Here is a 13541-nt window from a genome sequence, read left to right as displayed (position 1 = left end):
CGCGACGACCGCGCATCCCGCCCTCCCGACCGAGCACCGATGTTCCACCGTTCGGACGCACATTTTCGTCCTCCCGGCGGAACGGCGCTCGGTGGGGTCCACGCGGACCCGCTAGCCGGCGCCTCGGCTGAGCCGCCGCGCGAACCCGGTGGACCCGAAGGTCGCCGCGTGGGCGGCGACCGCGACGCCGAGCAGGGCGAGCGCCGCGACCGGGTGGCTCGTCGGGTCCTCGGGGGCCGTCACGGGCAGCCACCCGACCGCCGCCGGGGCGGCGTTGGTCAGCAGCACCACCAGCAGGAACGACCCGACCGTCACCGCGGCGCCCACCGCCGGGCCGACCAGCGCCGCCAGCAGGAACGCGAGCGCGGTGAACAGCAGCACGTTCGACCACAGCGTGAGCGCGTGGTACCGCTCGGGCACCTGGGCCACGCCGAGCAGGAAGGCCGGCAGCGGCGCCAGGCACCCCAGCGCCGCCACCACACCCGCGACGGCCCGGCTGCGCGCCCCGCCCAGGCGCTCCCACTCCCAGAACCCGGGAGCGAGCAGACCGGCGAACACGGCCCCGGTCACGACCCCGGCCAACTCCGGGTAGGGCAGGGTCCGCCGGGGGTTGGCGCTGAAGGGTTCGACGTGCACGGCCACCCGCCAGAAGAGCAGCGCGCCGAGCAGGGACACCGTGAACGCCAGCAGGCACCGGCCGGGGCGGCGGGCGAGGACCACGAGGCGCAGCGCCGTCACGGCAGGTCCTCCTGGCCCAGCTCGCAGCTGGCCACCGTGTGCTGGTGCTCGGCCAGCCACCGCACCAGCTCCGCGTCGGAGAGCTCGCTGAACGGGCCATCCACCCTGGCGTACTCCTCGTGAAACAGCGCGGCCACCCGCCACCGGAGGTCGTCGGCGAGTGCCACGGCCTCCGGCCAGTCCTCCTCGGGTCCGGGATCCCCGTAGCGCTGCCGGCAGGCGTCATCCCCGGCGATGCTGGCCGCCATCGTGGAAGCCACTGCCGGCTCGAGGGGGAGGACCGGATCAAGCTGGACCCACACCACCCCGGGGTCCTCCCCACGGCCGGCGAGGGCCAGGTCCCAGACCCGCCGGGGAGCGGGAACCGAGTCCCCGAGGCGCGCGAGCGCCGTCTCGCCGACCGCCCCGAGGACGTCCAGCTCGGAGGCGTGGCCCTCGTGCACGCAGTACTCGGTGCCCCCGCGCTCCGCGCACACCCGGGGGCGTTCGGCGTCGTGGACCAGCGGGGCCGGCGTGCGGACGAAGGGCACGACGGCGAGCAGGCCGGGCAGCGCGAGGCAGCCCAGCACCGCCACCAGCGCGCGCGGCGCGGTCCGCCGCGTCGCGCGGAGCAGCACCGCGCTGGTCACCGCGCAGGCCGCCAGCAGGGCGAGGAGGAAGATCACCCGGTAGCCGGTGACGGCGGGGTTCTCCGACCTGCCCAGCGAGATCCACACCCGGACGAGCGGCAGCAGCGCGGTCCACCCGTCGGCGACCGCGGACTGGGAGTACAGCAGGTAGACCCCCAGGCCGGGGACCGGCGAGAGCAGCGCCACCGGGACCACCACGCCGAAGAGGTAGCCCAGGGCGGAGGCCGCCGCGATCCCCAGCGGTCCGCCGAGGATGGCCAGCACGTCGGGACCGCCGTACTGGGCCCGGGTGGCGGTGAGCACGAGGGCGGGCGCGATGCCCACCACGTACCCGAGGAGGAACCACCCGTTGAGGACGGCGAGGTGCCGGCGCACGACCGGCCAACCGGTACGGGGGTGGTGCGCACCGCCGAACAGCATCCTGGTCGGGGTGAGGCGCGTGGCCGCCCAGCAGCTCACCACGGCCGCCAGCACGGCCGCCCACAGCACCTGCTCGTGGGCCTCGAAGGACGTGACCACCCACTCCTGGAACCGCTGGTCCCACAACCAGCGGGTCGACAGGACGAGCGAGGCCGCGACCAGCGCGGCGGAGGACACCAGCACGACCGGCGGAAGCGGCCACCACAGGGCCGCCAGCCGGTTCACTCCCCCGCTCCCCAGCGCCGGACCAGCCGCTCGTAGCCGCGTTCGAAGGCGGAGCCGAGCGCGCGGCCGTCCTCGGGGGCCTCGTCCTCGAACAGCCCGGTCAGCTCCTCGACGGTGCCGTCGAAGACGATGCGGCCGGCCACCAGCACGCCGACCCGCCGGCACAGGTAGGCGATGTCCTCCACGAGGTGCGTGGCCAGCAGCACCGTCCGGTCCTGACCGAGATCGGCGATCACCTCCCGCACCCGCAGCCGTTGCGCCGGGTCCAGACCCACGGTGGGTTCGTCCAGGACCAGGACACGCGGCTCGTGGGCGAGGGCGGCGGCGATGCCCAGCCGTTGACGCTGGCCCCCGGACAGGGCGCGGACCCGCTCGCCGGCCCGGCCGGCGAGGTCGACGAGCCCCAGTGCCCGGCGGGCCGCGTCCTCGCACTCCCGACGCGGGACGCCGTTCACCCACGCCGCGTAGGCGGCGGTCTGGAGGACGGACATCCCGGGGACGAGGGAGAAGGACTGCGGGACGTACCCCAGCGACGGGCTGGCACCGCCGTTCGGTCCCGACGTGCCCGCGTCCCCGACGGTGATCCCACCTCGGCCGGGCAGCGCGCCGACGGCCAGGGAGATCAGCGTCGTCTTGCCCGATCCGTTCGGCCCGAGGAGCCCGCTGATCCCCCGCCCCAACTCCCAGTCAACGCCCCGGAGGACCCTTTTCCTCCCGTAGGAGAAGTGGACGTCGGAAAACCTCATCGCGGCCCGTCCAATCGCGGTTCTTCCCTCCGGGTCACGGCGAAACGAAACCGCCGAGATCCTAACCCACCGACAGTTGTCGTTGATCCGGATTCCCACCCAGGAAAAGGACCGACCTCGCCTGGGCGCACCAGCCGACGTCGAATTGCCCACGGCCGGGTCACGCCCCGGTGGTTCGGCCGTCCCTCAGCCGACCCAGGCCGCGTCCTCGACGGGGCCACGCTGTCCCGAGGACCACGCCGTTCCGTCGCCGCCGCCAGCAAGCCGCCCGCAGCACCTCTTCCCGTTCCCGCAGCGAGGAGGCGGTTCGCGGGCCAGGTACGCACCGACACCGCGCGCCAGGCCTCGCCGGTCCGGGACCGGTGCTCCACCCTGGAGGCCCGAGCTCAGGCACGTCGATGGGCGGCTGGTTCGCCACGACGGGGGTGCGCTGGCGCGGCGGCGCGGTTCATGGCCAGGAATTCCCCAACCCGGACGCCGAAGGGCGACGCGAGTGGGGAAGCGTTCGGACCACGGAACCCGCGAACCGACCACCGGCACCCATCAGAATCCGATTCCCTACTCCGAACGCGGGAACCGGTGCCGCCATTCTCCGAGTGGATCCGCGAATTCGGTCGTGAAAGCACCCCGGGGGTCGGACCCCGCGCACTGCCGCGCCCGACGCACACCGTGCCACCGGACCGACGGCTGTCGGGCGGGGTCGGGTGGCACGGGAACCGGCCAGGCGGCCGGGGCTTCAGTCGGTGTGCTCGCCCACCGGCCGCTGACCGGGGAGCCGGCCCTCCTTCATCCGCAGCTGGACGTCCCACCGCATCCACAGCAGACCGACCCAGACCAGTCCGAAGACGAGCCCGAGCGCCCCCAGTGCCGGGGTGATGAACGCGCAGCAGATCATGGCGGCCTGGAGGGCGATGGCCACGGGCAGCCCCCAGCTCCGGCCCTGCACGCCGGCGGCGAGGACCATCGCGACCGCGAGGCCACCCACCAGCCAGCCGCCGACGCTGCCGACCCCGGAGCCGAGGTTGTCGACCACGAGCACGGCGAGACCGACGACGATCGCCTCCAGCACCAGGGTGCCGGCCAGGACGCCCCGGAAGCTCCTGAAGGGGTCCTTGGCCGGGGGTGTGAAGGCCACCGGCCCGTCACCCGGGGTGGCCGGGGACGACGCCGCCGGGTCGGTCCGCGTCTCGTCGGCCGTGGGCTGGTCGGTCATGTCGGTTCCTTCCCCAACAGCGCGCGAGCCTCACCGGCGGTCACCACGGAGCCCGTCACCAGCACGCCACCGCCCGCGACCGGCTCGTCCGGCTCGGAGACCTCCTCGGCGAGGCCGATCGCGGTCTCCACCGCCACGTCCAACGCCGGCTGGACGGTGACGGCCTCCGACCCGAAGATCTCCTCGGCCTGGGCCGCGAGCCGTTCCGCGCTCATCGCCCTCGGTGAACTCGTCTGGGTGATCACCACGTGTTCGAGCACCGGTTCCAGCGCCTGGAGGATGCCGGTGGCGTCCTTGTCGTCCATCACACCCACCACGCCGACCAGCCGGCGGAACGCGAACTCCGCCGTGACGGCCTCGGCGAGCGCCCCCGCGCCGTGCGGGTTGTGCGCCGCGTCCACGAGGACGGTCGGTGCGGAGCGGACCGGCTCCAACCGGCCCGGGGAGCTGACGGCGGCGAAACCCTCCCGGACCGCCTCGACGTCCAGCTGCCGCTCCGGCCCGGCCCCGAAGAACGCCTCGGCGATCGCGAGGGCCATCGCCGCGTTCCGCGCCTGGTGCGCCCCGTGCAGGGGCAGGAAGATCTCCTCGTACACGCCACCGAGGCCCTGCAACCGCAGCATCTGACCACCCACGCCGTGGGTGCGTTCGAGGACGCCGAACTCCGAGTCCTCCCTGGCCACCGCCGCGTCCACCTCGACGGCGCGTTCCAACAGGACTCGGGTGACCTCGGGTTCCTGCTTGGCCAGCACCGCGACCGAACCGGGTTTGATGATGCCGGCCTTCTCCCTGGCGATGCCGAGGAGGTCGGTGCCGAGGTACTCGGTGTGGTCGAGCGCGATCGGGGTGATGGCGGCCACCGTGCCGTCGGCGACGTTGGTGGCGTCCCAGCTGCCCCCGAGGCCGACCTCGACGACGGCCGCGTCCACGGGCGCGTCGGCGAAGGCCGCGAACGCCATGCCGGTGAGCACCTCGAACTTGCTCATCCGGATCTCGCTCCGCCCGTCGACCATCGTCACGTAGGGCTCGATGTCGCGGTAGGTGTCGACGTACTGCTCCGGGGAGATCGGCGCCCCGTCCAGGCTGATCCGCTCGGTGGCCAGTTGCAGGTGGGGGCTGGTGTAGCGGCCGGTCCGCAGCCCCACCCGGGTCAGCAGGGCGTCGAGCATCCTCGCGGTGGAGGTCTTGCCGTTCGTGCCGGCGATGTGCAGCACCGGGTACGAGCGCTGCGGCTCGCCCAGCAGGTCCAGCAGCACCCGGATGCGGTCCAGCGACGGCTCGATCTTCGTCTCCGGCCACCGGGTGTTGAGCTCGTCCTCGACGGCGCGCAACGCCACCAGGGCATCGGAGTCGGGCTTGGGCACGGACCCTCCTGACGTGCGGTTACCGGTCCGGGTCCGAGTCTAGTTCCGACGGACGGCCGGTCATGCGGCGGTGCGCCCCGGTGTGACCCACCACGGTCACACCGGGGTCGTCGCCCGTTCCTGGTGTCCTCCTCGGCCCGAAGGGCCGGCGCTCAGCCGGGCAGCCCGGCCAGCCGCTCGCGGAGCCGCCGGATGTCGACCTCGGCGGTCTCCCGCCGCGCCTCGATCTTGGCCCGCACCTCCGGTGGGGCCTTCTCGGTGAACGCGGGGTTCCCCAACTTCTTCTCGCAGCCGGCGAGTTCCTTCTCCGCCGCCGCGAGGTCCTTGGTCAACCGCTTGCGCTCGGCCTCGACGTCCACCGCGCCCGAGGTGTCGATCTCCACGGTCATCTCGCCCGAGGCGAGCCCGACCTCCAGGGAGACCGTCGGGGCGAAGCCGTCGCCGGGCTCGTCGAGCCGGGTCAGGGCGCGCGCGGCGACCAGCTGGTCGGCGAGCCGGTCGACAGCGGTGCCGGTGAGCCGGGCGTCAACCCGCTGGCCGGGCTTGAGCCCCTGGTCGGAGCGGAAGCGGCGCACCTCCGTGACGAGTTTCCGCAGGTCGTCGATGCGCCGCTCGGCCTCGACGTCGGGAGTCGCCCCGGAGGGGACCGGCCAGGCCGCGCGGTCGAGGGCCTGCCCGCCGGTCAGCTCCCGCCACACCACCTCGGTGATGAACGGCATCACCGGGTGCAGCAGCCGCAGCGTCGCGTCCAGGGTGTGCCCGAGCACCGCGCGGGTGGCGGTGGCCCTGGCCTCGTCACCGTTGAGCTGGGTCTTGGCCAGCTCCAGGTACCAGTCGCAGAACTCGTCCCACACGAAGTGGTACAGCGTGTCGCAGGCCTTGCCGAACTCGAAGCGTTCGAACAGCTCGTCGACGCCGGCGACCACGGTGTCGAGCCGGTCGAGGATCCACCGGTCGGCGTCGGTCAGCTCCGCGCGGTCGGGCAGCGGGGTACTGGTGTTCGCCCCGTTCATCAGGGCGAACCGACTGGCGTTCCACAACTTGGTGCCGAAGTTCCGCGCTCCCGCCGCCCACTCCTCGGCGACCGCCTCGTCCGCGCCCGGGTTGGCGCCCCTGGCCAGGGTGAAGCGCAGGGCGTCCGCGCCGTAGCGGTCGAGCCACTCCAGCGGGTCGATGCTGTTGCCCTTGGACTTCGACATCTTCTTGCCGGTGCTGTCCCGAACCAGGCCGTGCAGGAACACGTCGTTGAAGGGCTGCGCGCCGTCCATCGCGTAGAGCCCGAACATCATCATCCGGGCGACCCAGAAGAACAGGATGTCGTAGCCGGTGACCAGGACGCTGGTCGGGTAGAAGCGCTCCAGGTCGGGGGTCTTCTCCGGCCAGCCCAGCGTGGAGAACGGCCAGAGCGCCGAGGAGAACCACGTGTCCAGCACGTCGGTCTCCTGGTGCCAGCCCTCACCGGTGGGCGGTTCCTCGCCGGGGCCGACGCACCGCATCTCCCCGTCGGGCCCGTACCAGACGGGGATGCGGTGCCCCCACCACAGCTGGCGGGAGATGCACCAGTCGTGGAGGTTGTCGACCCAGGAGAAGTAGCGCTTGGCCATCTCGGGCGGGTGAATGCGGGTCCGGCCGTCCCGGACGGCGTCACCGGCCGCCTTGGCCAGCGGACCGACGTTGACGAACCACTGCTTGGACAGCCGGGGTTCGACGACCGTGCCGCACCGCTCGCAGTGCCCCACGGCATGCAGGTAGGGGCGCTTCTCCGCCACGATCCGGCCCTCCGCGCGGAGGGCGGCGACGATGGCCGGCCGCGCCTCGAACCGGTCCAGCCCCTCGAAGGGACCAGCGGCGGTGATGACGCCCCGTTCGTCGAGCACGGTGAGGTTCGGCAGGCCGTGCCGCTGGCCGATCTCGAAGTCGTTGGGGTCGTGGGACGGCGTGACCTTGACGGCGCCGGTCCCGAACTCCGGGTCGACGTGCTCGTCGGCCACGATCGGGATCCGCCGGCCGGTGAGCGGCAGCTCGACCTCGGTCCCCACCAGGTGCCGGTAGCGCTCGTCCTCCGGGTGCACCGCCACGGCCGTGTCGCCGAGCATCGTCTCGGCACGGGTGGTCGCGACCACGATCGACGAGTCACCCTCGCCGTAGCGGATCGAGACGAGCTCGCCCTCGTCCTCGCTGTGCTCGACCTCGATGTCCGACAGCGCCGTCTGGCACCGGGGGCACCAGTTGATGATGCGTTCCGCCCGGTAGATCAGGTCGTCGTCGTACAACCGCTTGAAGATCGTCTGCACGGCGCGCGACAGACCCTCGTCCATCGTGAAGCGCTCACGGCTCCAGTCGACGCCGTCGCCGAGCCGCCGCATCTGCTGGCTGATCTGACCGCCGGACTGGGCCTTCCACTGCCAGACCCGGCGGACGAACTCCTCACGCCCGAGATCGTGGCGCGACTTCCCCTCGCTGGCGAGCTCCCGCTCGACGACGGTCTGGGTCGCGATCCCTGCGTGGTCCATGCCCGGCAACCACAGCGCCTCGTAACCCTGCATCCGGCGGCGCCGGGTGAGGGTGTCCATCAGGGTGTGGTCCAGCGCGTGCCCCATGTGCAGCACCCCGGTGACGTTGGGCGGCGGGATCACGATGGAGAACGGCGGCCGGTCGCTGCTGGCGTCGGCGGTGAAGTCACCGCGCTCGACCCATTCCTGGTACAGCGCGGCCTCTACCGCTACCGGCTCCCACTTGGGCGCGAGGCCGACGGGAAACTGGGCAGGGCCGGGCGATGAATGGGTCTCGGTCACGGGGAAAGTCTACGAACGGCGGGCAACCCGGTTCACGGGGCCATCGCTGGGCCGCTCGGGTGACGACGGGTGCTGGTGACGTCACCCATCCAGCGAAGATCGCTCTCCCGAACGACCCCCGCCGACGGGGTCGATTCGAGATCATCGGTGACAAACGCTAGTTTTCGGCACGACAACTGGAGAAGACGAGGGGCTCCGTGCAAGACCACCCTTTCGAGCGAGACGCGGCGACCAGCGAAGCGGCTGGGAGCGCCCCCGTCCCACCGCCACCCCTCCCCGCCGGTCGCGGGGACGGGTTCCAGGAAGAGCCTGCCGGCCGGGGCGCGCACGACGACGCGCGAACCTCCCACCCATTACCCCAGCCTTCCGCCGCCGCGCCAGGCACCCACCAGGGCTGGTCCGCTCCCGGGCCTCCGCACCCCGGATGGGGCCCGGCCGCGCCCCCACCGAGTGCTCCCACCGGTTTCGCGTTCGGACCCTCCGGCACCCCGGCCGCGTGGCCACCGCCGGCGGCGTCCCGGCGGGCCGGTGTCCTGGTGCCGTGGGTGCTGGCCGGGACCGTGGTCGCGGTCGTCCTCTCCCTCGTCGTCTTCCTCCTGATCCGAGACGAACGGGTGAACCAGGCTCGGGCGGCCGATCCCTTCGCCGGGACCTCCGCCGAGCACTGGCGGACGGGAACCGAGGGCATCAGCGTTCCCACGCCCACGGCCTTCGCCGGTTACACCGTGGAGGAGGTGCGCGAGGCGACCTCGGCGGCCCTGTCCGCGGTGCGGGCCTCCCGGCTCTCCGACGCCGCGCTCCTCCGACACGACCCGGACGAACTGCTGGGCCTGCTCGCCCCCTACTCACGGGACGCGGTCAGCTCGGAGATCGACGCCTATGGGCCCAGCGGCTACATCACCATGCTGGCCTCGGGCCGGACGCTGGCCGCCGAGCCCCGGATGAACGGTTCACTCGAGGTGTCCCTGCACCCGGACAGCTCGCTGCTGGTCGAGTTGAACTACACGACCGCCTACCCCTTCGACCCGGAGGGGTCGACCTCTTCGGACGGCGTCGTCTACGAACGGTGGGTCGAGGCCTACTCGTACGCGATCGGCGACGGGTGGGAGACCGGCGCGCGCGGTCTGTGGGTGGAGTTCGGCGGGGAGGTGGGGCACCGGGCCGTCGACTGCGACGTCGCCACCGGGGTCATCGGCCCAGGTTCCGACGAGGGGTCCTGCGTGGCGGAGGTCCTCGAACCCGCCTGACCCGATCCGTTCCGGCGGCTCAGCGCTCCGCCCCGCACCCCCGAACCCGCACCTCCGAGGAACGGCGACCCGACCATGCCGCACCTGACGAACCAGGCTCATCCCGGTGACGACAGCCCCGGCTCGACACCCTCCCCCGACCCGCTCGGCACCACGCCCTCACCAGCGAACACCGCTCGGGACGAACGGCGCGGCGCCGGTTCCACGCCACTCCGGCGGGTGCTCCTCGCCGCCGGCGCGCTCGTCCTCGTGGCCGGCGCCGTCATCGTCGTACGCCAGACCGGCCTGGTCGACGAGGCTCCAACCGCGCTCCCAATGACCGCGAGCACCCCTGCCACCCTCCCCCCGGAGCCGACCGCCGGGCACGGGGATCGGACCGGGGACGGTGGGGAGACCGGTGCCCTCGCGTTCACGGACACCGTCGCCGCCGGGTGGGAGGAGGGCATCGACGGCATCGACAGGACGGTCACGACGCCGGTCGAGGGACACAGCCGCGACCAGGTGGCGGAAGCCGTCGACCTCGCGTTGCGTGCCGTCGAGGCGACGAGGCTCGATCCGGAGGCCATCGAGGAGCACTCCGCCGATCCGCTGCTCGACCTGCTGGGGCCGGACGCCAGGGCCGACACCGAGGAGCACATCAGGAGGCTGGGCCTGGACGCCTTCGTCACCATGATCTCGCCGGAGCACACGCTCGCCGACGAACCGCCCCGGATGGACGGTCGTGTCTCGGTCACCGCCGAGGAGGAGGGCGTCCTCGTGGTGGAGGTCAGCTACCTGGCGGGGTACCTGTTCGAGTCCCATCCGGCCGTGGTGTTCCAGCGGCAGACGGACGAGTTCCTCTACTACTCGGGGGAGGAGTGGTTGGAGTCGAGCTGGGGGCTGTGGGCGGGTGGCAGCGACGGGCTGGTCTACGGGATGGACTGCGACCTGATCGACGAGGGGCTGCTGGCGCCCGCCACCAGCGCGGACCAGGTCGTGGCGGGCCTCGGCGGGGTCGACGAACAGGCGATGTTCGACCTCGACAGCGAACTCCCAGGGAGCACCTGCTGAGCACCCGGCCCCCACGTCTGGCCCTCCGCCCACGTCGGGGGTGACGTACCGGGGACCGGATGAGGACATCGACGGGACCACCACCGAGGTCAGGGACTGAAGGGGGTTCGCCAAGATCCCCGGCGTGCCCACCTCGTGCGGGGCGGCGGGGCGGGTGGGGACAAGGCCGCGCCACCCAAACACCGCGACCGCTCAGTAAGCGGAAACGGGTTCGACCGCCCCCGCTGCGCCTGGCCCGAGCCGCCGGCGGCCGGCACAGCGCAAGGTTCTCGCGGAACTCGGCGGCGGAATCTCGAGGTCCCACGTCGACGCGGGTGACGCCCTGCCACACGACCTGATCAGGGGCGTGAGGTCGGGTTCACGCTCCGGCCCGTTCTCGCGAGTTGGTGCGGGTGATCGCCCCCGTGCTGACGTCGTGCTGACTCTGGCACGGCGCCCTTCCACGCGGAAGTGGCCATTCTCCCCACACCCAACAGTTACCCGTTGCTACTGTTCGTCACGGTGTGCAACGGGGGTGTGAGGAGGGTGGCTGGTGTCCGTCGCCGACGTCGTGGCTCAGGCACGGGCGGCCCTGAACCCGCAGAACCTCCGGGGCGTGCTGGGGCGGGGGGTCGGGCTGGCCGACGAGTTCTGCCAGATCCGGATCGGCGGGGATCTCGCGCTGTTCCGCGCGTTGGGGCACCTGCTGGTGGAGCGGGAGCGGGCCGAACCCGGGTCCGTGGTCGACCGGGACTTCGTCGCCGACCACACCGAGGGGTACGAGGAGTACGCGGCGCACGTCCGGGACCTGGACTGGCCTGCCGTCCTCGCCGCCACCGGACTTCCCCGCGAGCAGATCGAACGCGTCGCCGAGCTCCTGGCGACCTCGCGCCGGACCGTCGCGTGCTGGGCGATGGGCCTGACCCAGCACCGCCAGTCGGTGGCCACCATCCGCGAACTGGTCAACCTCATGCTCCTGCGGGGCATGATCGGTCGTCCGGGTGCGGGTCTCTGCCCGGTTCGCGGCCACTCGAACGTCCAGGGCGACCGGACGATGGGTATCTGGGAGAAGCCGCCCGCCGCGTTCCTGGACGCCCTGGAGCGCGAGTTCGGGTTGCCCATGCCCCGGTCGCCCGGTCTGGACACGGTGGAGGCGATCCGCGCGATGCGCGAAGGTCGGATCGGGGTCTTCGTCGCCCTGGGCGGGAACTTCGCCGCCGCCGCTCCGGACACCGAGGTCACCGCGAGGGCGTTGCGATCCTGCGCGCTCACCGTCCAGGTCTCGACCAAGCTGAACCGTTCGCACGTGGTGACGGGCCGGCGCGCGCTCATCCTGCCGACCTTGGGCAGGACCGAACGGGACGTCCGGAACGGCGTCGACCAGTTCGTGACCGTGGAGGACTCCATGTCCTGCGTGCACGCCTCCCGGGGACGGCTCGCCCCGGCCAGCGCGCACCTGCGTTCGGAGGTCGCGATCGTCTGCGGCCTCGCCCGCGCGGTCCTCGGGCCGGACCACCCTGTCCCGTGGGAGTCGCTGGCCGAGGACTACGACCTGGTGCGGGACCGGATCGGCCGCGTGGTGCCGGGGTGCGAGGACTACAACGACAAGGTGCGGCGGCCGGACGGTTTCGTCCTGCCCCACCCGCCGAGGGACAGCCGGTCCTTCCCGACGGCCAGCGGGCGCGCCCGGTTCACCACCAACCAGCTCGACGTCCTCCGGGTGCCCCCGGGCCGGCTGCTGTTGCAGACGCTGCGCAGCCACGACCAGTACAACACCACGATCTACGGGCTCGACGACCGCTACCGGGGTGTCCGCGGCGGCCGGCGGGTGGTTCTCGTGCACCCCGACGACTGCGCCGCCCTCGGCGTCGCCGACGGCCAGCTGGTGGATCTGGTGGGTGAGTGGCGCACCGGGGACGAGCTGGTCGAACGGCGCGCCCCCGGGTTCCGGGTGGTGCCGTACCCCACCGCCGCCGGCTGCGCCGCCGCCTACTACCCCGAGACCAACGCCCTGGTGCCGCTCGACTCGGTCGCCGAGGTCTCCGGCACCCCCGCCTCGAAGTCGGTCGTCATCCGGCTCGAACCCGTGTCGGCCCGCGAGGTGTGATCCGTGGTCGCCGCCGAGCCGCCGGGCGCGCGCCGTGACTCGCTGGTCGCGGGCACGAAGGCGGCGTCTGATCCGCTCCGTGGGCCAGACTGGTGTGCCGTGGAGGATCGTCGAGCGACGGAGGAGCGGACATGGGGCGAGTGACCGTGCGCAGGCCGGTGCTGAAGGTGTCGCCGGCGGGTGCCCGGCGGCGCCCGGACGCCCTGGCCGCCGAGGAGCCCCTGGAGCTGCGGGTCGGCGGCGGGGCCCTCGCGGTGACGATGCGGACGCCGGGGCACGACGTCGAGCTGGCGCACGGTTTCCTGCTCACCGAGGGGGTGATCGGGTCCCGGGAGGACGTGGCGAGCGCCCGGTACTGCGACGCGGCCGGCCCCGACGGTCGCAACACCTACAACGTCCTGGACCTCACCCTGGCCGAGGGCGTCCCGGCACCCGACCACGGCGTGGAGCGGAACTTCTACACGACCTCCTCCTGCGGGGTGTGCGGCAAGGCCGCGCTGGACGCCATCCGGCTGCGCACCCGGTTCGGCCCGGAGGGCGACGAGGTGCGCGTCGACGTGTCCGTGCTGACCTCACTGCCGGACACGCTGCGGGCCGCCCAACGCGTCTTCGACTCCACCGGTGGTCTGCACGCCGCCGGGCTGTTCACCTCCGACGGCACGCTGGTGGTGTGCCGGGAGGACGTGGGACGGCACAACGCGGTGGACAAGGTGCTCGGCTGGGCGTTGCTGGAGGGACGGGTGCCCGCCCGGGGCCAGGTCCTGATGGTCTCGGGTCGGGCCTCGTTCGAACTGGTGCAGAAGGCGGCGATGGCGGGCGTGCCGGTGTTGGCCGCGGTGTCCGCACCGTCCTCACTGGCCGTCGATCTCGCCACCGAACAGGGGATGACCCTGGTGGGCTTCCTCCGGGGGCCGTCCATGAACGTCTACAGCGCCGCGCACCGCCTGACCGGCACGACGGCGGTACCCCCGTCCGAGTGAGCGCTCAGTAGCGATCATCACAGACCTCCCGCACCGTGAATCGGGCAG

The 13541-nt window shown here is 72.6% G+C and carries 9 protein-coding genes and 1 pseudogene; 4 read left to right on the top strand and 6 right to left on the bottom strand.

Translation table 11 applies throughout. From position 1 onward, the window contains the following. Nucleotides 1-111: 111 nt before the first annotated feature. The 6 genes from G443_RS22330 to G443_RS22305 all read right to left on the bottom strand — a co-directional run bounded on the left by G443_RS22330 (nt 112) and on the right by G443_RS22305 (nt 8130). Nucleotides 112-738 carry a hypothetical protein gene (locus G443_RS22330; RefSeq protein WP_026418498.1) on the bottom strand — a complete coding sequence of 209 codons (627 nt, stop codon included), beginning with the start codon at nt 736-738 and terminating at the stop codon, nt 112-114. Further along, on the bottom strand, nt 735-2012 hold the full coding sequence (locus tag G443_RS22325; RefSeq protein WP_051313859.1) for a hypothetical protein: 1278 nt from the start codon (nt 2010-2012) through the stop codon (nt 735-737). The genes G443_RS22330 and G443_RS22325 overlap by 4 nt, the downstream gene beginning before the upstream one ends. After that, entirely contained in the window at nt 2009-2758 is a 750-nt protein-coding gene (locus G443_RS22320; RefSeq protein ID WP_026418499.1) for an ABC transporter ATP-binding protein, read from the bottom strand. Before G443_RS22320 ends, G443_RS22325 begins: the two co-directional genes overlap by 4 nt. A 736-nt stretch (nt 2759-3494) precedes the next feature. Next, entirely contained in the window at nt 3495-3971 is a 477-nt protein-coding gene (locus tag G443_RS22315) for a DUF4233 domain-containing protein (protein ID WP_026418500.1), read from the bottom strand. Further along, a complete protein-coding gene (gene folC / locus G443_RS22310) occupies nt 3968-5335 on the bottom strand; it encodes a bifunctional tetrahydrofolate synthase/dihydrofolate synthase (protein ID WP_026418501.1) in 1368 nt (455 codons plus the stop codon). The genes G443_RS22315 and folC overlap by 4 nt, the downstream gene beginning before the upstream one ends. Before the next feature lie 152 nt (nt 5336-5487). Next, nucleotides 5488-8130 carry a valine--tRNA ligase gene (locus G443_RS22305; RefSeq protein WP_026418502.1) on the bottom strand — a complete coding sequence of 881 codons (2643 nt, stop codon included), beginning with the start codon at nt 8128-8130 and terminating at the stop codon, nt 5488-5490. A gap of 545 nt (nt 8131-8675) precedes the next feature. On the opposite strand from G443_RS22305, the gene G443_RS22300 reads away from it, so the two are divergent. The 4 genes and pseudogenes from G443_RS22300 (at nt 8676) to fdhD (ending at nt 13493) form a co-directional block, all read left to right on the top strand. Further along, entirely contained in the window at nt 8676-9377 is a 702-nt protein-coding gene (locus tag G443_RS22300) for a hypothetical protein (RefSeq protein WP_155886094.1), read from the top strand. Nucleotides 9378-9452: 75 nt separating this feature from the next. Beyond that, nucleotides 9453-10427 carry a hypothetical protein gene (locus tag G443_RS22295; RefSeq protein ID WP_026418504.1) on the top strand — a complete coding sequence of 325 codons (975 nt, stop codon included), beginning with the start codon at nt 9453-9455 and terminating at the stop codon, nt 10425-10427. A 574-nt stretch (nt 10428-11001) separates the two neighbouring features. Continuing rightward, nucleotides 11002-12513: pseudogene (locus G443_RS22290) on the top strand (FdhF/YdeP family oxidoreductase); the annotation flags it as partial. A 131-nt stretch (nt 12514-12644) separates the two neighbouring features. Next, on the top strand, nt 12645-13493 hold the full coding sequence (fdhD, locus tag G443_RS22285) for a formate dehydrogenase accessory sulfurtransferase FdhD (RefSeq protein WP_026418505.1): 849 nt from the start codon (nt 12645-12647) through the stop codon (nt 13491-13493). Nucleotides 13494-13541 lie beyond the last annotated feature (48 nt).

Source organism: Actinoalloteichus caeruleus DSM 43889, assembly GCF_000429185.2.
Classification (GTDB): Bacteria; Actinomycetota; Actinomycetes; order Mycobacteriales; family Pseudonocardiaceae; genus Actinoalloteichus_B; species Actinoalloteichus_B caeruleus.
This window is presented reverse-complemented; position numbering and strand designations above follow the sequence as displayed.